We start from the raw sequence: 22,612 nt of genomic DNA, 5'->3' as shown, positions 1-22,612 counted from the left end.
TTTTGACCTTAATTTAATTTATTTTTATTTTCTTATTTAAGGCTATGATATTGTGAAAAAAATTTTAAAAAGCCCATAAAATAATATTTTTAATGCTTATAATTTATCACATTGTATTAAATAAATAATCAATATTTAAGCTATAATTTCACAAAAGTAAAAAGAAAAAATATATTTTTTTGAAAAAAATTGAAATTAAATTAAAAAAATATCTTTTATTTTATATTATTTTTAAATAATTTCACGAAAAAAATAAAATTTACAGAAGAATTTCACAGAAAGGATTTTTATTTGAAAATTATAGGATTTGACCCAGGTACAAGGTTTTGTGGTTATTGTGTTTTAGAAAAAAATCAAAAGATTTCACTAATAGAAGCAGGATTAATTAAATTTAAAAGTAAAGAATTAATTGATAATATTTTAGAATTAAATGAAGCATTAGAGCTTATTTTTAAAAATTATCCAGAAGCAAAAATTGCAATTGAAAATATATTTTTTGCATATAATCCACAAAGCGTTTTAAAATTAGCACAATTTAGAGGAGCTTTAATATTAAAAACCTTGCAAACTTATGGAAATTTTAGTGAATATACAGCCTTGCAAGTTAAAAAAACAATTACAGGAAAGGCAAAAGCAGATAAAAATCAAGTGGCTTTTATGGTAAAAAAATTATTAGGAATTAATAAAGAAATAAAACCACTTGATATAACAGATGCAATTGCAGTTGCATTAACTCATAGTTATAATTTACGCTAATTATTTATTCATACTTATATAACTATTTAAAGCTGCTAAATAAGCCTTAGCACTAGCTTGCATTGTGTCTAAATCAAGACCATTACCAATGATAGCTTTTTGTCCTTCAAAACTTACTTTTACGCTAACTTGAGCTAAGGCATCTTTACCTTTACTAACTGCATTTACTTTGTAATCTTGTAAAAAGCCATTAACCTTACTTGCTCTATCAATAACTTTAAAAATAGCATCAATTACTCCATCTCCAATTGCTGCTTCTTTTATTATTTCATTATCACATTCAAGGCTAATTGCTGCACTTGCTAGAGCTTGAGTACAATCACTTACTTGAAGATTGATTAATTTAAATTTCTCTTCAATTTTTACACTTTCGGCACTAATTATTGCTATTAAATCATCATCAAATACTTCTTTTTTCTTATCACATAATTCTTTAAAATCATTAAAAGCACGATTTAATTCTTCATCATTTAAATTAAAACCAAGAATTTTTAATTTATCTTTAAAAGCAGCTCTTCCGCTATGTTTGCCTAAAATTAAATTATCTTGAACCAAGCCAATATCACTTGCTTTCATAATTTCATAAGTTTCAGGATGTTTTAAAACTCCATCTTGATGAATTCCACTTTCGTGAGTAAAGGCATTTTTGCCAACTATTGCTTTATTTGGTTGTGGCCAAACCCCAATTATATTTGAAAGTAATTTACTTGATGGGTAAATTTCTTTTGTGTTAATTTGAGTGTAAAAATTGCTAAAGGCATCTTTTCTTGTTTTAATAGCCATTACAGCTTCTTCTAAAGCACTATTTCCTGCTCTTTCTCCTAAACCATTTAAGGTTACTTCAATTTGTCTTGCACCACCTAAAATTGCTGCAAGAGTATTTGCTGTTGCTAAACCTAAATCATTGTGATTGTGAGCTGATAAAATTAATTTACCCTTTGTATATTCACTCATAATCTTAAAAAATTCATACATTTCTTGAGGGGTACGATAACCAACAGTATCAGGTAAATTGAGTGTGCTTGCTCCTGCTTCATAAACTGCATCAGCCATTTCTTTTAAAAATGATATATCACTTCTTAGTGCATCTTCGCAAGAAAATTCTACATCATCACATAAACTTTTTGCTAATTTTACATTTTTTACTGCAGTTTTTAAAACTTCATCTGGGCTTTTTTTAAGTTTGAATTCCATATGAATTGGACTTGTTGCAATAAAGGTATGAATACGCTTTTTTTCTGCTGGTTCAAGTGCTTTTGCTGCTTGAATAATATCATTTTCAACACATCTTGCTAAAGAACAGACGCTTGAATTTTTTACTATTTGTGCTATTTTGTTTATAGCTTCAAAATCACCATTAGAACTAGCTGCAAAACCTGCTTCCATAACATCAACACCTAATCTTTCAAGTGCTAGTGCTATTTGAATTTTTTCTTCAGTATTCATTGAAGCACCTGGACTTTGCTCACCATCTCTTAATGTTGTGTCAAAAATTATAATTTTTTCACTCATTTACCTTCCTTTAAAATATTTTAAAAAGCATTATTATATTTTATTATTTTATATATTTAAGTTTTTTTTAAAAAATAATTAATATTTTGAGTAAAATTTACACAGATTTTTCTTTTAAAACAAAGGTGCAGCCATCTTCTTTTTTAATAATATCATAATTTTTATCTTTTATATAATCTTTTATAAAATAAGTAAATTTTGTAAAGCCATAATTTTTGTGGTCAAAATCAGGATATTTTTTGCATAATTCACTTTTAATTGTTGCAAAATCAGCTTCATTATTTTTATTAATTAAACTTGAAATTATTTTTTGTAAATCATCATTGTAATTATTAGAAGTATTATCTTTACTATTTTGTATTAAAACATTGGTGCAGCCATCTTCTTTTTTAATAATATCATAATTTTTATCTTTTATATAATCTTTTATAAAATAAGTAAATTTTGTAAAGCCATAATTTTTGTGGTCAAAATCAGGATATTTTTTGCATAATTCTTGATGAATTCTTGCAAAATCAGCTTCTTGATTTTTATCAATTAGATTTAAAATGATTTTTTGTAAATATTTTTTTTGTTCTATTAAATAATTTTTTTGTTCATTTTGAATTTCATCATTTTCATCATTTTCATCATCTAAAGCAATGAATTTATCAAAGGTATTTTTGTAGTTTTGAACACTTTTAGTCTCTCCCATACCAATACAAAATTTATTATTTTCTCTTAATTTATTTATAACACTTGCATAATCGCTATCGCTTGAAATTATTATGAATACATCAATATCTTTATTTATATAAACATCCATTAAATCAGCAATTAAGTGCATATCAGTAGCATTTTTATTATTACTTGTAAGAGAAAAATGCTGCATAGGAGTTAAAGAAAATTTTAAAATTTCTGTCTTATAATTTTCTTTATTACTTATTTTACTCCAATCAGCGTATATTCTTTTTATTATTATTTTGCCAAATTCTAAAGATTTATCAATAATTTTTTCAATATATTTGTGACTAATATTATCTGCATCTATAAATAAGGCTACCTTATTTTCATCTTTCATTATTTTTTACTTTCTTTTTTATATATAAATTATAAATTGCTCTAGCAATCCCATATAAAGTATAAAGACTAACAATAAAGGTAAAAATCTCAAGTGGTTTTAAATAAATTAGTGAGGCAACAAAAATAATTATTATTAGTGTTTTTAATATATTTGCTTTTTTAAATTCTAGCTTTTTAAAGCTAGGATATCTAACATTACTAACCATTAAAAATGAAAGTAAAAAAGCTAAAGCAATTACAAAAAATAAAATAATTTTATTTTCAAAATTATAATCTTTTACAAAAACAACCCAAATACTTAAAACAACTGCAGCAGTAGGAATAGGCAAACCTATAAAAACATTTGGCTCATAAGTTCCTGTAGTTACATTAAATCTTGCTAAGCGAATAGCACCAAAAATAATAAACAATGCACTAGCAAGAACTCCTAATCTACCAAATTCATTTGCTAAATTAAAATAAAAAAGCATAGCAGGAGCAACACCAAAAGCAACTATATCAGCTAAACTATCAAATTCAACACCGAATTTTGATGTAGTATTTGTAAGTCTTGCTACTCTTCCATCAAGTCCATCACAAATTAAACTTAAAATTATAAACATCATTGCTTTTTCATAATTATGTGCAATTGAGGCAAAAATACTTAAAACTCCTAAAAAAATAGAAGCCGCTGTAAAAAAATTTGGCAAGATATAAGCTAATTTATTATTATCAACTTTCATTTATTCTCCAATATTTGCAATTGGGCTATTTGCAAGAATTTTATCCCCTACTCCAACTAATAATGTACTACTATAAGGCAGTTTTAATTCAATTAAACCGCTTGATAATAGTCCTATTCTTTGACCTTTTTTTCTTGATGATTGTAAATTAAAATTTTTGATAGAAAATCTTGCAGGTTTTACTAGCATAGAAATTCCCTTATCAAAAATAATATGATTTGCATTTGAAAAATAATTTTTACTATATTGCATACCATTTTTTACTATATTTTGTATATTTTCACATTTTATTGGCGCTCTTAATTCTGAACTATAATATAAAGCACTAATGTGGGATTTTTTTAATATTACTGATAATTCTTTGTTATTTTCATCAATATTTATTGCAAGGACTTTAGCATCTGCTGGAGATAAAATAACCCCAGCATCATCATCGTTAATTTCTCTTTCAGGACTTTTATAAAGTAAGTATAAAATCACCAAAATAGCAAAAAGCAAATAAGAAAAAGAAAAAATAAAAGTATATAAAATAAATATAACCCAAGCTATTAAAATAACTTTTTTTCCACTACTTGCTATCATATTTTCTCCTTTTAGTTTATTTCACTTAAGCGTGTTTGTAAGCCTTGTTCCTCTTCATATTTTTTGATTATTTCACGAACTTCACTACCTTCAATAACTTCTTTTTCATATAGTTTTTCAACCATATTTTCTATAGCACCTTTGTAAGTTCTTAGGGTTTCTACAACACTGTTAAATCTTTCATCTAAAAGATTTTTTACATATTCATCTAGTTTTTTAGACATATCATCAGAAAAATCTTTTATAGTTTGTCCACCGCCTAAAAATTGATTTCTTTGTTTTTCTAAAACCATAAGACCAGCAATATCACTCATACCATACATACAAACCATTGCTTTTATAATATCTGTTGCTCTTTCTAAGTCATTGCTTGCACCTGTTGAAATTTCTTCAATAAAAACATGCTCTGCTGCACGACCACCTAATAACACATCAACTTCAGCAATTAGTTCGTGTTTTTGCATTAGGAATTTATTTTCTTCAGGGGTATTTAATGTGTATCCTAAAGCTGCTAAACCACGAGGAATAACAGAAACTTTTGTAACTTTTTTTGCCCCTTTTGTTGTTTCAGCTATTAAAGCATGACCGCATTCGTGATAGGTTACAATCTTTTTTTCTTTATCGCTTATTCTACGAGATTTTTTCTCAAGTCCTGCTATTGCACGCTCAACCGCTTCTGTTAAATCTTGTTGGCTAACTTCGTTTTTATTATTTCTACCTGCTAAAAGTGCAGCTTCATTAATAATATTTGCTAAATCAGCACCTGCAAGACCTGCAGTAAGACGAGCTACATCTTCAACCTTTACTTCTTTAGCGATTTTTACATCTTTCATATGTACGCTTAAAATATCGCATCTTCCTTTAAAATCAGGTTTATCAACTAAAACTTGTCTATCAAATCTACCAGGTCTAAGCAAAGCAGCGTCAAGAACTTCTGGTCTATTTGTTGCTGCTAAAATAATTACAGGATTATCATCAGAACTAAAACCATCCATTTCAGCTAATAATTGATTTAATGTTTGTTCTCTTTCATCGTGTCCGCCCATATGAGCACCAGCAGCACGAGATTTACCAATAGCATCAATTTCATCAATAAAAACTATCGCAGGTGCTTCTTTTTTAGCGCTTTCAAATAAATCTCTAACACGAGAAGCACCAACACCAACAAACATTTCAATAAAACTTGAGCCTGAAACGCTAAAAAATGGCACATTAGCTTCACCTGCAACAGCTTTTGCTAAAAGTGTTTTACCTGTTCCTGGAGGTCCTACTAATAATAAACCTTTAGGAATTTTTGCACCTAGTTTAATGTATCTATCAGGGAATTTTAGAAAATCAACTATTTCTTTTACTTCTTCTTTAGCTTCTTCAACTCCTGCTACATCATCAAATTTTACTTTTGGTTTTTCGCTATTTACTAATTTTTTAGCACTACCAATACCTAAAATAGAGCCACCCATTTTCTTTTGCATTCTATTTGTAATTAAGCCCCAAATAGCAAAGAAAATAAAAATTGGAATAATCCAAGTAAATAATAGATTTGTAAAAAAATTATTTTCAGAATAAGAAGTATATTTTACTCCTTTTGAATCTAGTAAGCTTGTAAGATTATTATCATTTACTAAATTAGCTGAATACAAGGTGTTAATCCCTTGTCCTTTTATGGTAGTTTGACCAATTTTTACATTTGTAATTTCGCCACTTTCAATCTTTTGTTTGAAATCAGAGTAAGCAATTTTTTGAGAGCCTTCACCAATTGCTCCACCATCTAAAAATAAATTAAATATACCAAATACTATAAGTGCAAAAATAATAAAAACTATTATTGGATTTTTATTATTTTGCTTATTATTATTTTCATTATTATTCATCTTTCTTCCTATAAACTAAACTTAGCCAATCTCCTTGTTTTATTTCATCAAGTAGTATAAAATCTAAAAATTGACTTTTAATCCTTTCTTCATATTGAATTAAAATTCCTGAAAGAATTAAAATTCCATTTTTATTTAAAGCATTTATTAGGTCTTGTTTAATAATCATAATTACATCAAATATTATATTTGCTATAACTAAGTCATATTTATTTTTTGCCTTATCGCAAGAACCTTGCCAAATGTCATTAAACTCAAGTTTATTTAGTAAAAAATTATTTTTTGTACTAATAATTGCTAGTTCATCTGTATCGCAGGCATCTACTTTTATATTTTGTTTAGCAAGTAATAAAGATAAAATTCCACTTCCGCAACCAACATCAAGAGCTGAATTTATGTCTTTACAATATTTTTGAATTAATCTTAAGCAAGAATTCGTACTTTCGTGATGTCCAGAGCCAAAGGCTAAAGCAGGGTCTATTTTTATATTTATAAAACCTTCTTTTTCTTCTTGCCAAGTGGTATGAATATAAACATTATCTACTGCTATTGCTTTTATGCTTTGTTTATATTCATCTATCCAATCTTTATTTTCTTTAATTTCAAGCTTGTGATTAATTAAGATATTTATGTTGTTGTCTTCTAATCTTTTTTTTAATTCATTTAATGCAAATATTAAATTATTTAGTGAATTGTCAGAGCGTATAACTATACAATCATTTTTTTCTTCAATAACATCTATTTCAAAAGAAAAAACAAAATCACTTAAAAACTCAATATTATTAGTATATATAGTTAATTCTTCATAAGTTTTATTCATAAATTAACCTAAAACATCCTCAAGCTTTTCTTTTAATACTTGTGGGGTAAATGGTTTTACTATGTAGTTATTTACACCTGCTTTTAGTGCTGTAATAACTTCTGCTTTACCACCTTCTGTTGTAACCATAATAATAGGCATATCTTCATATTTTTTTTCAGCACGAACTTTTTTTACAAGTTCTAAACCATTCATTTCAGGCATATTCCAGTCGGTTACTAAAACATCAATACCGCTTTCTTTGCAAAGTATAGACCAAGCTTCAACTCCGTGTTCAGCTTCTAAAACATCTTCGTGTCCTAATCTTTGAAGAGTATTTTTAATTATTCTTCTCATTGTAGAACTATCATCAACTACTAATATTTTCACTTTAAAATCCTTAAAAATTATTTTACACTCAATGGTGCGTTTAGCGAGACTTGAACTCGCACACCTAAAAGATACTACCCCCTCAAGATAGCGTGTCTACCATTCCACCATAAACGCTTAAAAGGCTAAAAATAGCCTTTTTATTATAATAATGGATTACCATAAAGTAACACTAATCCTATTACTAATGAATAGATAACTTGTGCTTCAATCAATGCTAATGATAAAAACATAGTTTTCATTAAGCTTGAGCCAATGCTAGGATTTCTAGCTGTAGCTGCGATTGTAGCAGCAGCAGTGTTACCCATACCAACAGCACCACCAAGTGCAGCAATACCTAAACCTAGTCCAACAGCTAAAACAGTAAATGCTTTAACTAATTCATTTGCAGCTTGTGCTTCAGCAGCAAATAAAGCAGAACTTAAAATAACTAAAGTTACTAACTTTTTCATAAAAGTCTCCTATAAAATTCTATCCATTTCCTTTCGGTTAGCGTACCCCTACTAGAAAATGAAACTTTATTTTATAAAGCTATGGTTAATAATTTATTCTAAAAAAAGAAAGAGAAGTATTTCCGAATTTTTTGAATTTAAATAAAGAATATTTTTCGCTTTTAATTTCTATTTTGCTTGAATGTTCTATGATTACAAGTTCGCTTTGAAAATTTTCAAATAAATCTTTTATTTTTTCATAAATATCTAAAAAGCCATCTCTAATATTAAAAGGTGGGTCAAGGTATAAAATACTTTTTTTGCTAATATTTAAAGTAGGTAATAGTTTAAATGTATCAGCATTATAAACATCAATATTTAAATTTTTAGCATTTTCTTTAGCACAATTAAAAGCCTCTTTATTTAATTCTATCGCATAAGCTTTTTTTGCTCCATTGCTAATTGCTTCTACTGCCATTGAAGCACTTCCGCCAAAAGCTTCAATGAATTCAAATTCCTTTAATTCATCTCTTAAAACATTAAAAACACAAGCTTTTACAATATTTTTAGTCGGTCTTGTAGAATTTAATTTAGGAAATTTTAACTCCTTTGCTTTTAAAAAACCACTTTGAACTCTCATTGTTTTTGTATCAACTTCATTAAATCATATTTAAAATTATTTAGCAATTTATCAAGCTCTGCTTCAAAACTATTTTTATTATAATTTTCTTGTTTTATTGAGCTATAAAATTCCATAAGTGCGTCTAATAATTCTTTTTTAGTAAAAGGTGTTTTTATGTGTGAATATGATGAATATGAAATTAAAAATTGTGCTTTATTATTATTTATTTTTTCATCACAAATTATAAAATCGCAGTCTTTTATTCCACAAATTTTATCTTTTAACATAAGAATTAAGGTTTTTTCTAAAAGTAAATTTTTGCACTTAATGGCAATTTTCATACAAGGCTTACCTTTAATTGATGCTGTTTTAGACTATCTGGAATTTTTGTTTTACAAAGAGATAAAAATTCTGCTAAATGTAAAATATAAAAATCATCAAAGTCTCTATTACTTGCTCTCATCAAATCTTTAGAAAAAGTATCAAAAATTTTAAAACTAATGCTATCTGCAACCAGCATAAAATCAGCTCCATTATCGTATGCGTCTAAAATAATATTTGAAGCATATTTAAAGGCTAAATCTTTATTTAAATGTAAAATTCTAGCTGCGTTTTCATATTCACTTGATTTGTAATTTATAATATTTGCCTTAGCTTTTTTTGCAAAATAATGTAAAAAATCTTTATTATAAGCATCATAAATAGCTACATTAAAATCAGTAAAAAAGGTTTTTACTTCAATATTTTCAAATAAAGATAAAATATTTTTTCTACTTTTGTCTAATGTTGCTAAGGCTTGGTCGCAAATATAAGCTTCTTTGCTTGCAATTTTATCAAGATTATTTTGTAAATTTTCTTTATTAAACTCGCTTTTAAAATAATCAAAGTCAAAATTAACCTTTCTACATTCTTGTTCAAGTAAAGCAGAATATGAAAAATCATCATTAATTAAAGTAATCATTGTAAAGCCTTTTGTTTAAGTTCGTTTTTAATATCTTCATATTTATTTGCATCTTTAAATAAAAAAGGTTCTAAATTAAATGCGTATTCTATCCCACCTTCTTTGTTTTTAATAATTTCTAAAAATTCTTTTTCTTTTTGTGGATATTTTTCACACATCTTTTTAGCAAAAATAAAGGCACTATCGCCTAAATAATTTTCATTAAATTCGATGCAATTACTTGCATAATATAAAAAGTTATATGTTTTATAAAGCTCATAATCGCTTTCATCACAAAGATTTTTAAAATATTTAAATTTATCTAAAAAATCATCTTCGTTAATATCTAAATCAAGATAAGCTCTTTTTTCACTAATAGCATAAATGCTAATATCATCACCAAAAGAATTTATAAGCTCTAAAGCATTTGTATTTAAACTTATAATTTTATTTTCAATTCTTACATAATTTGTTGTTTTAGGAAGATTAAAATACATATCTTGTTCTTTTATTATTTTTAAAATATCAAATAAAGTAAAAGTGTCTAAAATATCTTCTTTGCTTATTTCATAAGGCTTAAGATAAAACTCATAATCTCTTTTTGCATCAAATCTAAAAATTCTAAAAATAATTTTTTTCATTTTTCTTCCTTTTTTATTCGCTTTTATATCAAAAAAATGTTATAAAATATTTAAAAAAAAGGAAAAATTATGAATTTAAGAGCAAACAAACATTCAAAAATAAATGTTCATTTTTCAAAAAATTCTCAAGATTTTGTTGTAAGAGAAATTCCTATGTATGAATTTTCACAAAATGGTGAACATTTAATCTTACATATTCAAAAAAAAGATTTAACTACAAATGATTTATTAAAAGATTTAAGTGCAGCAACAGGAGTAAAACAAAAAGACTTTGGCTATGCAGGGCTTAAAGATAAGCTAGGACTTACTTATCAATACATTTCAATGCCAAAAAAGTATGAAAAAGAATTAAAAAATTTCTCACACGAAAAATGTAAGATTATTGATACTTTTACACATAATAATAAGATTAAACTAGGACATTTAAAAGGAAATTCATTTTTTCTTAGATTAAAAAAAGTAAATAAAATAGATGCTTTAAAACTTGAACAAGTATTTACAAAAATAGCAAAGCAAGGATATCCTAATTATTTTGGCTATCAGCGTTTTGGTAAAGAACAAAATAACGCTCAAAGCGGAGAAGATATTTTAAAAAATAAAATAAAATTTAAAAATCATAAATTAAATAAGTTTTTAATAAGTGCTTTGCAAAGTGAGCTTTTTAATAGATATTTAAGTAAAAGAATTGAAATTTCACATTTTGCACAAGACTTTAGCAAAAAAGAGCTAAAAGAAATTTTTAAAGATGAAAAATTAGTAAATGATTTAAAAGAACAAGAACATTTTTTTAAGTTATTTGATAATGAACTTTTTGAACATTATCCTTTTGGTAAATTATTCAATGAAAATTTACAAAATGCAAAAGAAAGATTTTTAAAACAAGATATTTCTCCGAGTGCTTTAATTTTAGGCGCTAATCCTAGATTTAACTCTGGATATTTATTTGAACTTGAGCAAGAAATATTTAAAGATTATATTGAGCTTTTGCAAAATCAAAATGGAAGTAGAAGATATTTGTGGTCTTTTTTACAAAATGCTAGTTTTAAATATAATGAAGAATTAGCACATTTTTGCATTGAATTTACTTTGCAAAAGGGTTCTTACGCTACTGTTGTTTTAAGTGAGTTACTTAACGATGAAATTATTTTTTAATATTTTTTAAATATTCAGTTTAATTTAAGCTTGGGGGGGGTATTATTCATCTTTTATTTTATTTTAAAGGATTAAAGATGAAAAAAACATTATTATCATTAAGCGTTTTAGCAGCCCTTTCAACTAGTGCAATGGCTACTAATTTGGTTGATTTTTCTTTATTTGCAGGAAGTAATTCATTAGAAGATGCTAAAAGTTCTTATGGTGTTGATTTAAAATATATGAATTATGCAGATAGCGATGCTGCTTTAGTTTATGGTGCCGAATTAAATTTTACTAATGTAAAATTTGAAGAAAAATATGGTGATTTTACAGATAAATATAATGCAAAATTATTTATGCCAAGTGTTGCAGCAGGTTATGGTTTAGATATTGATGGATTAAAACTTAACTTTTTAGGACATGTAGGTTTAGCAAGATTTTCTTCTGAGGGTTATAGTAAAACAGAAGCTATGTTTAAAGCAGGTCTTGATACTATAAAAACATTTAATGAATTTTTAGTAGGTGCTGAACTTTATTATAATTATGTTGGCGGCGACTTTTTAGAAAATAATTCAGGTTTGGATGCAAAAATTAAAGCAGGGTATTTTATAAATGAAAATATCAATGTAAATCTTTTTGTAGGACATAACACCATATTTAAAAATACAGCTTATGGTTTAGGACTTGGATATACATTCTAAGTAGTTTTTGTCAAAAAAAAGGGGCTTTTTGCCCCTTATTATCATAATTTTTTTTAAAAATAGTATAAATATTTATTAATTATTAAGTTTAATTTAAGCTCGGGGGGGGGTATTATTCATCTTTTATTTTATTTTAAAGGATTAAAGATGAAAAAAACATTATTATCATTAAGCGTTTTAGCAGCCCTTTCAACTAGTGCAATGGCTAGTGGATTTTTTGATGTTAGTGCTGGTTTTGGTGGTGCAGGAAATGATTACAATGACAGTAATTTAACAAAAGCTTCTATTACTTGGTTTCACGCAACTACAAAAGAAGAAGGTAAAACTCCATTCGGATTTTATTTTGGTTATGATAATATGAATATTAGTAAATTAAAAGACACATTATTAGATACTGAAGTATCAGAAAATAACTTAAAATTAATGCTAGGTTTTCCTTTTGCTCTTGGCGAAGAAAAAAGATTTATAGTAGCTCCTTTACTTGGTTATTCTTACAATAAACTTACTATTGATAATACTATTTATAAATATTCTTTAAAACTTAGCACTTTAGCTTACGGTGTTAATACTATGTATGAATACAATAATGCATTTTTAAACTTTAACTTAATTGCTTATAGAGGCACTATGAATAAAGATACCCCAAAAGAAGAAACAAATACTTATTTAGATACAAAGCTAAAAATCGGTTATAAATTTAACAATGGTTTCTTAATTGATGGAACTTTAATGCACGCAAAGAATTTTATGTACAAAAGTTATACAGGCTTTATGCTAGGTATAGGTTATTCATATTAAAAAAATAATTCTTCTTGTCAAAAAAGGGGCTTTTTGCCCCTTAAATTAAAAGCTTTTATATCCTAAACTAAGATAAAATCTATTAGCCCCACCAAAAGATAAATAATCATTGCTATAAGAATAAGAAAGTCCAACATACATTCCATTATCAAAAACATATCCTGCTTTTAGCGTACTTTCAACACCGTGAGCTTTTTGTAAGTTTAAGTTTTTAAAATATTCTTGATAAAATAAATCAAGACCTACTAAAATATTTGTATTTATATCAGCTAATAAAGAAGTACCTAGTTTATAACCAAATCTTCCGTGCATAGAATTATCTTGATTTAAATAATCGTATTTTGCACCTGCAAGATTAATTCCTGCTAAAGCATTTACTCTTAAAGTACCAAAACCCATATAAGCACCCATTCCAAGACCAATATTACCGCTAAAAGTAATTTGAGTAGCTTCAATATTATTTTTTTTTGCTCTACCCCAGTTTATATTAGCACCGCTTACAATTCCCCAACTTTCTTCTTGATAGCTTTGATAAGAAAAGTCAATACCTCTTAAATTGTTTTCTCCAAAAAAGCCTTGTAACTGTGTAAGTTGTGTTGCAAATAGCGATGAAGAAAAAATCGCTAAGCTTAATAATTTTTTATTCATAATAATCTCCTTAATTTTTAAAAATACTCATATTAACATTAAATTTTTAATTTTTATTAGGTAAAAGTAAATTTAAAATTATTGCAAGCAAGGCACTAAGCCCAACACCAGCAAAAGATATAGCGCCAAAATCAGCTACCAAACCGCCAACTCCTGTAATTAAAGTAACACTTATAATTACTAAATTTTTATTATTTGATAAATCCACTTTAGCATCAATTAAAGTTTTAATACCTAAAGATGCAATTGTTCCAAATAATAAAATCATAACTCCACCCATTACAGGTAGCGGAATAGAAGATAAAATAGCATTAAATTTACCAACAAAGGCTAATAAAATAGCAAAAATAGCCGCCCAAGTCATAATTTTAACCTGTGCATTTTTTGTAATCATTATAGCACCTGTTACTTCTGAATAAGTTGTTACTGGAGGTCCGCCTATTAAACCTGCAAAGCAAACTCCAACTCCATCTCCTGCTAAAGTTTTATGCAAACCTGGGTCTTTTGTATAATCTTTATTTGTAACTCCACCAACTGCCATTACGGCACCAATATGCTCAATTATAGGAGCTATTGCAACTGGTATCATAAAAATTGCAGCAGAAAAATTAACACTAATGCTTTTAAATTCAGGTATTGCAAACCAAGGTGCTGCAGCAATAGCTGAAGTATCAACTAAGCCTAAAAATAAAGCTAAAAAATATCCACACACAGCACCAATTAAAATAGGTACAAGTTTTAAAATTTTGCTTCCAAAAATAGCAATTATAATTGTAATTGCAAAAGAAAAACTAGCTAATAATAAAGCTTGAGTTTGTGGCATAACTTGAGTTGCTCCGCTTTTTCCCATAGCCATACTTGATGCACTTACAGCAACGCTTAATCCAATTACTGTGATTACAGGACCAATTACAACTGGTGGAAATAATTTTTGAATTAAATTCTCGCCTTTTATTTTTATAATTAATGAAAATAAAAAATACACAAAACCCGTACAAAATAACGCAAACATAGTTGAGCCTAAGCCCCAAGTTTGTATTGAATAAATAATTGGAGTAATAAAGGCAAATGATGAACCTAAAAATATCGGAACTTTAAAATTTGTTACAATTTGAAAGATAATAGTAGAAACACCTGCACCAAGCAAAGCCATAGCTGGATTTAAGCCCGTAAGCAAAGGAACCAAAACCATAGCACCAAAGGCCACAAATAATATTTGCAAACCTGAAACTGCATCTTTAAACATAAAAAAATCCTTTCTATTTTGATAATCTCAATAGCTCTATATTAGAAAGGATTTAAAAACTAAAATAAACATAAAGGAGGATTGGTGACCCATACGAGACTCGAACTCGTGTTACCGCCGTGAAAGGGCGATGTCCTAACCGCTAGACGAATGGGCCATTTTTGTTGGTAAAGTGCGTATTATATTTCTTAAAACTTAAAATAAACTTAAATTATTAAAAAAAGTTATCTTTTTTTAAAAAAATATCAAAAATTTTTAAGTTTAAAAAAAATTTAAAAAATAATTTTAATTTTTTTAAAAAAGTTTTTTACAATAAAATTATTAATTTATTTTTAGGAGGAAAAATGAGAAAGTTATCATTAGTTGCTATTTTTGTATGCTTATCAAATGCAAGTTTGATTGATGATGCAAAAGATGCTGGTTTAGTTGCTATACCTAATAATCCTGCAGAGCTTGAAGAATTGATTAAACAATCAAGTCCTGATTATGAGAAATATCCTAGCACAAAAGAAAGAATTGAGCTTGGTAAAAAATTATATTTTGACCCAAGAATTTCAAAAAGTGCGATTATTTCTTGCAATACCTGTCATAATCTTGCTTTAGGCGGTGTTGATGGAATTAGTGCAAGTACTGGGCATAAATGGACGCCAAATCCACATCACTTAAATGCACCTACGGTTTTAAATTCTGTATTTAATCAAGCACAATTTTGGGACGGTAGAGCAGGGCATTTACAAGACCAAGCAAAAGGACCTATTCAATCAGAAGCTGAAATGGCTGCAGTTCCTAGCGATGTTGTAAAAAAAATCACAAGCATACCTGCTTATGTAGAAGAGTTTAAGCAAGCTTATGGGAAAAATGTGAAAATTGATTTTGATTTAATTGCTACTAGTATTGGAATTTTTGAAAGAACCTTAGTAACCCCTAGTAGATTTGATGATTTTTTAAACGGTGATGAAAAGGCATTAAGTAAAGATGAAAAAGCAGGGTTAAAGCTTTTTATTGATAAAGGTTGTACTAGTTGTCATAACGGTATTAATTTAGGCGGTTCTTTAGCTGCTTTTGGTGTTATGAGTAATTATACTTATGAAAATGTTGGAGATTTTAAAGGTAACGAAGATGGGCTTGTAAAAGCACCTACTTTAAGAAATGTTGAATTAACTGCACCTTATTATCACAACGGAGTTATTTGGACTTTAGATGAAGCGGTAAAAACAATGGGTAAAATACAATTAGGTATAAAAATTACAAACAAAGAAAGTGATTTAATTATTAAATTCTTAAAAAGTTTAACAGGTAGAATGCCTGAGATTGTATATCCTGTTTTACCACCATCAAGTGAAAATACACAAAAGCCTATATTGGATTATTAAGAACTAAAAAAACATAAGAATGAAAAATAGGGGAAAAAGAATTTTAAAAATGATTATTTAAAAAATATTATTTTTTATTTACTTTTATTAAATAAAAAAGACTAATATTCTAATTCCCCCTAAAAATCGTAAGCAAACAACCCTTATGTTTGCTTACACCTTTAAAAATTAAATTTCTTTTTTTACTTCATCATTTGATTTTACAACCATTCCAGAGCCGTGAATTACACTTGGAACACAAGAAGTGCAAATATCTACTTCCTCATTATTTTTTGTAGCTTTTAAAAAAACTATATGCTCATCATCACAAGAACTTGCTAAGCATACATTACAAAATACTTTGTTGTCTATTTTCATAATATCTCCTTGATAAAAAATTTTAATTATTGCATTTTTTTTGTGTAAATTCTTAGTCTTAATCAATCATACTTTTTAGTTTTAAAGTATTTATATATAAATAATGAGATATATAAATAACAAAAAAAACTTGCATTAAAGCCCCAAGAAAAGGAGTTAAGCTTATTAGATAAAAAATAAATATTATAAAAAATAATTTTTTATTTTTAAAATTATAATTTTTAAAATCATCTTTATTTAAGACACAACTAGCAACATCTAAGAGTAAAAAATTATAATATAAATAAAAAAATATGAAAAAATTTATTATATGAACAAATAATTTTAATATGGGTACAAAATACAAAGCCTGTACAAAAATAAATAAAATTATTGATTTAATAAAAAGTTTAAGCATTTTAGCAAAAACAAAAAAGAAAGATATGCTTGAGCTTTTAATGTAATTATAATGTTTTTTATTTAAGCTATACACTATGATTGGTGTCATAAAAGAAACAATTACCAAAGATGTTATAACGCACATATACCAAGAAAAAGTTAAGCCAATAATGGTTGATGATAAAAAAACAATCTCATTAAGAAAGATAAATATATATTTGCTTAAAAAATAAAAACTATCTTCATTAAAATAGTTGTATATATAATTTTTTATTAGAAAATAAAATATTAAATAAAAAACAATAAAACTTACTGCTACAGGGGTTAAGCTCATTAATAAAAAATTAGTACAAAAATAATCTTTAGCAGATTTGTATAAAATTTTCATTTTTCTTCCAATAAATATAACTTATTCACATCATAATTTTCTGGAACTTTAATTTTATTAGAATAAACAAATAAATTAGTACCCTTTGCAATATTAAGTAAAAAAATATTATTTTGATTTATATTTGTATCGCTTAAACTTTGTTTTATTATTTTATAAAAAGCATCACTTTTTTGTAATTGAGTTGGATAATCAATTAAAATAGCGTCAATTCTTTCATTTTTTATAAAATCAGAATAAATAATATTAGTTTTAATTCCAAATTTATTTAAGTTTTCTTTTATTATATTTGCTAAATCACTTAAAAGATTTGTTTTTTTAAGTAATAAAATATTAAAAACTAATTCTTTGTTATCTTTTACAAAATAAATAGGTGAATTTTTTTCGCTAGAATTTATATTAAATTCAATCATTGTTTTTGGAATAAAATAACCTAAGTTATTTAATTCAATCCTAGCCTTATTTTTATCGCAAATATTATCATAAAACAAAACAAAGGTTTTATCAAGTTTCATGCTAATATCATCTATGCAAATTGCTTTTTCAATAGTTTTATAAAGTGAGTTATTTTTTGTAAAAACAAGAGAAATCATATTGTTGTTTGCTGTAATTAGTTTGTTTAAATATTGTCTTAAATTATCAATTTTATAAAAATCATTATCAAATAAAACCATATCAATCAAAGAAGAATTTATAGCAAAAAACAAATCAAAATCATTTTTAAATTTTAAAATTCTCACTCCTGAATTTAAGGCAATAATCGGCGAATAAGGGTTAGGCTCTAATTCAATATAATCATTTTTTTTAATTCTTTTTATTTTATAAGCACCAAGCCCTAAAGCATTTTTATTAAAAAAAACTAAGCCATTTTTTATAATTATTTCTTTAGGTAAAATAGGAATTTGTAATTTATTTATAAAATCTACATCCTTTTTGTAAAGCTCAAAGACAAGTTCATAATTTGAGATTATATGAATTTTTTTTATATTTTCTAAGCTTAAATAATAAATACTTTGTAGTTTTTTACTTCTAGCAAGATTATAAGAAAATTTTACATCTTTACTGCTTAATTGTATATCATCATCAAAAAAAATATTATTTTTTAATTTTATAAAATAGCTTAAACCATCATTACTAACAGAATAGCTTTGTGCTAAAATAGGATTATTGTTTTTATCAAATAAACTTGCGTAAAGTTGCTCTGTTAGTATTGATTTTGAATAAAATGGATTGAAAGAAAAAATATCTTCTTTAGTGCCAATGCGTATTACATCAGCACTAATATTTAAGGTTAAAAAAATTAAAAATAAGTACCTAAACATAAATTAAAAATGTTCTTTAATTTGCTTAATCCAATTTTCAATTCTTGTATCAGTTAAATCTTCTTGATTGTCATTATCAAGTGCTAAACCAACAAATTTATCATCAACTACAGCCTCAGAAGCTTCAAAATCATAACCTTCTGTTGATACTTCGCCAACTAAAGTTGCACCTGCAGCTTTTAAAGCTTCAGCTAATTTACCCATACCACCGCAGTAAGTATCAGAATAGCTGCTGCTATCTCCCATACCAAAAACAGCTACTGTTTTACCAGCTAAGCTTAATCCTGAAAAGTCAAAAGCTTCCCAATCATCTTGTAAATCACCGCTACCCCAAGTTGAAGTTCCGCATACTAATTTATCGTAAGAATTTAATTTATCTGCATCTACATCAGCAATATTTAAAAGGTCAGCACCTAGTTGGTTTGCTATTTTTTCTGCAGCGCCTTCTGTATTACCCATTGCGCTTCCAAAAACTACTGCTATACTCATTTTGTTCTCCTTTTTTGAAATAAAAAATGTAATTTTAGCATTTTGAATTATTATTAACCATTTACCAAGAATAATTATTTTTTCATCAAATATATTAAATAAGGTTTTATATGCAAAATATTAGAAATTTTTCAATCATAGCACATATTGACCACGGTAAAAGTACTTTAGCAGATTGTTTAATCACTACTTGCAATGCAATTGAGCAAAGAAAAATGAGTAAGCAAGTAATGGATACAATGGATATTGAAAAAGAGCGTGGAATTACAATAAAAGCACAATCAGTAAGATTAAATTATATTCATAATAACGAAGAATATATTTTAAATTTGATTGATACTCCAGGTCATGTGGATTTTTCTTATGAAGTTAGCCGTTCTCTTGCAAGTTGCGAAGGAGCTTTGCTTGTTGTAGATGCTTCTCAAGGCGTTCAAGCACAAACCATTGCAAATGTTTATATGGCGTTAGAACATGATTTAGAAATAATCCCTGTGATAAATAAAATAGATTTACCAGCAGCAAACCCTGATAAGGTTAAGGCTGAAATTGAGCATATTATCGGAATTGACTGCTCTAATGCGATTTTAGTTAGTGCTAAAGCACAAATAGGAATAAAAGAATTATTAGCTGCAATTTGCGAGAGAATTCCTGCTCCAAAAAGCAAAGATAATAAACTAAAAGCTTTAATTTATGATTCTTGGTTTGATAGTTATTTAGGAGCTTTAGCCTTAGTTAGAGTTTATGATGGCTGCTTAAATAAAAATGATGAAATTTATTTAATGCACGAAGGTGTAAAGCATAGTGTTTTAGATTTAAAATATCCGCATCCATTAAACCCATTAAATACAAATAGTATTAAAGCAGGAGAGATTGGAATTGTAGTTTTAGGCTTAAAAGACATTTCTCAAATTAGCGTAGGAGATACTATTACTTTAAATTCAAATAAGGCAGATGAGGCAATAGCAGGTTTTGCTAAGGCAAAAGCCTTTGTATTTGCAGGGATTTATCCTATTGATACTGATAAATTTGAAGATTTAAGAGATGCGCTTGATAAATTAAAGCTAAATGATAGCTCAATTTCATACGAGCCTGAAACATCTTTAGCGCTAGGTTTTGGCTTTAGAGTAGGTTTTTTAGGCTTACTTCATATGGAGGTTATTAAAGAAAGACTTGAAAGAGAGTTTAATTTAGATTTAATCGCAACTGCTCCTAGTGTTACTTATGAAGTTAATTTAACTGATGGAAGCATTTTAAATATTCAAAACCCAAGCGATTTGCCACCTGTAAATAAAATTGATTTTATAAAAGAACCTTATGTAAAGGCTACAATTATCACACCAAACGAGTTTTTAGGTAATTTAATCACTCTTTTAAATAATCGTAGAGCAATTCAAACTAAGATGGATTACATAACCCCTGAAAGAGTATTGCTTGAATATGATATTCCTATGAATGAAATTGTTATGGATTTTTATGATAAATTAAAATCTCTTACTAAAGGCTATGCTAGTTTTGATTATGAGTTTAGTGATTATAGAATAGGGGATTTAGTAAAACTTGATATTAAAGTAGCAGGAGAAGCAGTTGATGCTTTAAGTATTATTGTTCCAAATAGCAAGGCTTTAGCAAAGGGAAGAGATTTAGTAAAAGCTATGAAAGAAATAGTTCCAAGACAGCTTTTTGAGGTTGCAATTCAAGCAAGTATTGGAAATAAAATAATCGCTCGTGAAAATGTAAAATCAATGGGCAAAAATGTAACAGCAAAATGTTATGGCGGAGATATTACAAGAAAAAGAAAATTACTAGAAAAGCAAAAAGAAGGTAAAAAGCGTATGAAGGCTATTGGCAAGGTGAGCTTACCTCAAGAAGCCTTTTTAAGTATTTTAAAAATTGATTAATTTTTAAGGCTTTATCTAAACCTAAAAGATAAAGCCTTTTTTATATGAGTTTGAGATATTTTTACGCTTTTATCAAAATCAGCAATGCTTCTAGCTAGTTTTAAAACCTTATTAACACTTCTAGCGCTTAAATTATAAACATTTTGAGCTTTATTTAATACATTTTGTGCTTCTTCATCTAAAATACAAAATTTTTTAATATCTTCATCGCTTAATTTAGCATTGTATTCATCTTGTTTTCTTATTTCTTTTTGAAAGATAAATGCTTCTAAAATTTCTTGAGCTAATTCTTTGCTGCTAATGCTACTTTTTGCATCAGGACCAACCTCATCCATAGCAAGATAAATATCAATCCTATCATAAATTGGTTTTGAAATTCTGCTTTTGTATTTAATAATCATATTTTGCATACAATTACAACTTTGGTCTTTTTTAAACAAATTCCCGCACGGGCAAGGGTTTAAAGCAGCACAAAATAAGAATTTTGTTTTGTAAAAAGTTTTAGAATTTACCCTTGAAATATTTATGCAATTATCTTCTAAAGGTTCTCTTAAGCTTTCAATAATTTGCTTGTTAAAATAAGCAAATTCATCAAAAAACAAAACTCCTAAATGTGCTAAAGCTAACTCGCCTATTTTTGCATTTTTTGTCCCGCCGCCTAAAATTGAGCTAATTGTTGAACTTCTATGCGGACTTCTAAAACTTCTTAAAGCTTTTATATCAACTTCTTCTTGATTTAAACTTTTATGTGCATTTTGTTCTAGTAATTCGGATAATTTTAAAGGCGGCATAATATAAACTAAACGCTTAGCACACATACTTTTGCCACAACCTGGACTGCCCTCAAGCATAATATTATGCATTCCTAGTGCAGCTAGTTTAAGGGCGTATTTTGCATTTTCTTGCCCTTTTACATCTTTAAAATCTAAAGTGAATTCTGTATTTTTTAAATAAATTTCATTATTAATGCAAATGCTGTTGTTAAACAAATTATCATCTTTTTTTACTTTAAATTGCTCCTTATCTTCGCTTTTAAAAAATTCAATTGCTTCTTTTAAAGAAGAAACCGCATAGCAATCAAGATTAAAAATTAAACTCGCTTCTTTTTGCATTTGCTTAGGAATTAACACTTTAGCATTTTTTCTTACTCCGCTTAAAAATAAAAGAATAGAAAATAAAATATTAGTACTTTTTATACTAGCATCTAAACCAAGCTCGCCAAAAACAAAAAATTCACTTTCTTCTTCAATATTTGCAAAATAAATTAGCAAAGCAATTGCTAAATCAAAATAACTACCGCTTTTAGGCACATCGCTAGGACTTAGATTTATAATTATTTTTTTAGGTGGCATTTTGTAATTTTCAATGTTGCAAAAGGCTGCACTTATTCTATCTATGCTTTCTTTTATGCTGCTGTCTGCTAAACCTGCAATTTTAATTTGAGGTAAAGAATTTATAAGTTTTGCTTCAATTTCTATTAATAAAAGTTCATTTTGATAAATCGCACAATTTAATTTGTTCATAATTTTCCTAAATGTTTTTTAAATATTTT

General features: G+C 26.9%; 24 protein-coding genes and 2 tRNA genes. 6 read left to right on the top strand and 20 right to left on the bottom strand.

The features are described 5' to 3' along the window. Window positions 1-291 precede the first annotated feature (291 nt). On the top strand, window positions 292-756 hold the full coding sequence (ruvC, locus tag CCANL266_RS09405; protein ID WP_172234321.1) for a crossover junction endodeoxyribonuclease RuvC: 465 nt from the start codon (window positions 292-294) through the stop codon (window positions 754-756). On the opposite strand, the gene CCANL266_RS09400 is transcribed toward ruvC, so the two are convergent. The 13 genes from CCANL266_RS09400 to CCANL266_RS09340 form a co-directional block, all read right to left on the bottom strand. Continuing rightward, entirely contained in the window at window positions 757-2,268 is a 1,512-nt protein-coding gene (locus CCANL266_RS09400; protein WP_172234320.1) for a 2-isopropylmalate synthase, read from the bottom strand. It abuts the gene before it with no gap. 97 nt (window positions 2,269-2,365) lie between these two features. Then, complete coding sequence (locus CCANL266_RS09395) at window positions 2,366-3,328, bottom strand: NYN domain-containing protein (protein WP_172234318.1); 963 nt, start codon at window positions 3,326-3,328, stop codon at window positions 2,366-2,368. Continuing rightward, window positions 3,318-4,052, bottom strand: coding sequence for a CDP-diacylglycerol--serine O-phosphatidyltransferase (pssA, locus tag CCANL266_RS09390; RefSeq protein WP_172234316.1), 735 nt, complete (start codon window positions 4,050-4,052; stop codon window positions 3,318-3,320). Before pssA ends, CCANL266_RS09395 begins: the two co-directional genes overlap by 11 nt. Then, window positions 4,053-4,634, bottom strand: a complete 582-nt coding sequence (locus CCANL266_RS09385) for a phosphatidylserine decarboxylase (protein WP_172234314.1) — start codon at window positions 4,632-4,634, stop codon at window positions 4,053-4,055. Window positions 4,635-4,645: 11 nt separating this feature from the next. After that, a complete protein-coding gene (ftsH, locus tag CCANL266_RS09380; RefSeq protein WP_172234312.1) occupies window positions 4,646-6,505 on the bottom strand; it encodes an ATP-dependent zinc metalloprotease FtsH in 1,860 nt (619 codons plus the stop codon). After that, entirely contained in the window at window positions 6,498-7,325 is an 828-nt protein-coding gene (locus CCANL266_RS09375) for a 50S ribosomal protein L11 methyltransferase (RefSeq protein WP_172234310.1), read from the bottom strand. Before CCANL266_RS09375 ends, ftsH begins: the two co-directional genes overlap by 8 nt. A 3-nt stretch (window positions 7,326-7,328) precedes the next feature. Next, a complete protein-coding gene (locus tag CCANL266_RS09370; RefSeq protein WP_172234308.1) occupies window positions 7,329-7,694 on the bottom strand; it encodes a chemotaxis response regulator CheY in 366 nt (121 codons plus the stop codon). A gap of 32 nt (window positions 7,695-7,726) precedes the next feature. After that, window positions 7,727-7,811, bottom strand: a tRNA-Leu gene (locus CCANL266_RS09365). Between the two features lie 26 nt (window positions 7,812-7,837). After that, window positions 7,838-8,146, bottom strand: coding sequence for an ATP synthase F0 subunit C (atpE, locus tag CCANL266_RS09360; protein WP_172234306.1), 309 nt, complete (start codon window positions 8,144-8,146; stop codon window positions 7,838-7,840). An 85-nt stretch (window positions 8,147-8,231) separates the two neighbouring features. Then, on the bottom strand, window positions 8,232-8,765 hold the full coding sequence (gene rsmD / locus CCANL266_RS09355; protein WP_172234304.1) for a 16S rRNA (guanine(966)-N(2))-methyltransferase RsmD: 534 nt from the start codon (window positions 8,763-8,765) through the stop codon (window positions 8,232-8,234). Continuing rightward, window positions 8,762-9,088, bottom strand: coding sequence for an ornithine carbamoyltransferase (locus CCANL266_RS09350; RefSeq protein ID WP_172234302.1), 327 nt, complete (start codon window positions 9,086-9,088; stop codon window positions 8,762-8,764). The genes rsmD and CCANL266_RS09350 overlap by 4 nt, the downstream gene beginning before the upstream one ends. Continuing rightward, entirely contained in the window at window positions 9,085-9,708 is a 624-nt protein-coding gene (locus CCANL266_RS09345) for an HdrB C-terminal domain-containing protein (protein ID WP_172234300.1), read from the bottom strand. The genes CCANL266_RS09350 and CCANL266_RS09345 overlap by 4 nt, the downstream gene beginning before the upstream one ends. Next, a complete protein-coding gene (locus CCANL266_RS09340) occupies window positions 9,705-10,328 on the bottom strand; it encodes a DUF5644 domain-containing protein (protein WP_172234298.1) in 624 nt (207 codons plus the stop codon). The genes CCANL266_RS09345 and CCANL266_RS09340 overlap by 4 nt, the downstream gene beginning before the upstream one ends. Before the next feature lie 69 nt (window positions 10,329-10,397). Here CCANL266_RS09340 and truD point away from each other — a divergent pair, with 69 nt between their 5' ends. From truD to CCANL266_RS09325, 3 genes are all read left to right on the top strand, one after another. Continuing rightward, window positions 10,398-11,480 carry a tRNA pseudouridine(13) synthase TruD gene (gene truD, locus CCANL266_RS09335; protein WP_172234296.1) on the top strand — a complete coding sequence of 361 codons (1,083 nt, stop codon included), beginning with the start codon at window positions 10,398-10,400 and terminating at the stop codon, window positions 11,478-11,480. A 77-nt stretch (window positions 11,481-11,557) separates the two neighbouring features. Continuing rightward, window positions 11,558-12,163: a hypothetical protein gene (locus tag CCANL266_RS09330; RefSeq protein WP_172234294.1), complete on the top strand. Its 606-nt coding sequence runs from the start codon at window positions 11,558-11,560 to the stop codon at window positions 12,161-12,163. Window positions 12,164-12,310: 147 nt separating this feature from the next. Beyond that, entirely contained in the window at window positions 12,311-12,961 is a 651-nt protein-coding gene (locus CCANL266_RS09325) for a hypothetical protein (protein ID WP_172234292.1), read from the top strand. A gap of 45 nt (window positions 12,962-13,006) precedes the next feature. On the opposite strand, the gene CCANL266_RS09320 is transcribed toward CCANL266_RS09325, so the two are convergent. The 3 genes from CCANL266_RS09320 to CCANL266_RS09310 form a co-directional block, all read right to left on the bottom strand. Then, window positions 13,007-13,609 (bottom strand): hypothetical protein, encoded by a 603-nt coding sequence (locus CCANL266_RS09320; RefSeq protein WP_172234290.1) that lies wholly within the window; start codon window positions 13,607-13,609, stop codon window positions 13,007-13,009. A gap of 46 nt (window positions 13,610-13,655) precedes the next feature. Continuing rightward, the gene (locus CCANL266_RS09315; RefSeq protein WP_172234288.1) at window positions 13,656-14,855 is read right to left on the bottom strand and encodes a uracil-xanthine permease family protein; all 1,200 of its coding nucleotides are present in this window, start codon (window positions 14,853-14,855) and stop codon (window positions 13,656-13,658) included. An 82-nt stretch (window positions 14,856-14,937) separates the two neighbouring features. Beyond that, window positions 14,938-15,012: transfer RNA gene (locus CCANL266_RS09310), tRNA-Glu, on the bottom strand. Window positions 15,013-15,199: 187 nt separating this feature from the next. Here CCANL266_RS09310 and CCANL266_RS09305 point away from each other — a divergent pair. Then, entirely contained in the window at window positions 15,200-16,228 is a 1,029-nt protein-coding gene (locus tag CCANL266_RS09305; protein WP_172234286.1) for a cytochrome-c peroxidase, read from the top strand. Between the two features lie 168 nt (window positions 16,229-16,396). Here the strand turns inward: CCANL266_RS09305 and CCANL266_RS09300 are convergent, their stop codons facing one another. From CCANL266_RS09300 to fldA, 3 genes are all read right to left on the bottom strand, one after another. After that, complete coding sequence (locus CCANL266_RS09300) at window positions 16,397-16,585, bottom strand: hypothetical protein (protein ID WP_172234284.1); 189 nt, start codon at window positions 16,583-16,585, stop codon at window positions 16,397-16,399. A gap of 762 nt (window positions 16,586-17,347) precedes the next feature. Further along, window positions 17,348-18,673 (bottom strand): ABC transporter substrate-binding protein, encoded by a 1,326-nt coding sequence (locus CCANL266_RS09295; RefSeq protein WP_172234282.1) that lies wholly within the window; start codon window positions 18,671-18,673, stop codon window positions 17,348-17,350. Between the two features lie 3 nt (window positions 18,674-18,676). Continuing rightward, complete coding sequence (gene fldA, locus CCANL266_RS09290) at window positions 18,677-19,162, bottom strand: flavodoxin FldA (RefSeq protein WP_172234280.1); 486 nt, start codon at window positions 19,160-19,162, stop codon at window positions 18,677-18,679. Between the two features lie 110 nt (window positions 19,163-19,272). Here fldA and lepA point away from each other — a divergent pair, with 110 nt between their 5' ends. Continuing rightward, window positions 19,273-21,060 (top strand): translation elongation factor 4, encoded by a 1,788-nt coding sequence (gene lepA / locus CCANL266_RS09285; protein WP_172234278.1) that lies wholly within the window; start codon window positions 19,273-19,275, stop codon window positions 21,058-21,060. 11 nt (window positions 21,061-21,071) lie between these two features. Here the strand turns inward: lepA and CCANL266_RS09280 are convergent, their stop codons facing one another. Beyond that, window positions 21,072-22,583, bottom strand: coding sequence for a YifB family Mg chelatase-like AAA ATPase (locus CCANL266_RS09280; protein WP_172234276.1), 1,512 nt, complete (start codon window positions 22,581-22,583; stop codon window positions 21,072-21,074). Between the last annotated feature and the right edge of the window lie 29 nt (window positions 22,584-22,612).

The sequence above is a fragment of the Campylobacter canadensis genome (genome assembly GCF_013177655.1).
Classification (GTDB): Bacteria; Campylobacterota; Campylobacteria; order Campylobacterales; family Campylobacteraceae; genus Campylobacter_E; species Campylobacter_E canadensis.
The sequence above is the reverse complement of the archived record's forward strand: the minus strand, read 5'-3'. Positions and strand labels throughout refer to the sequence as shown.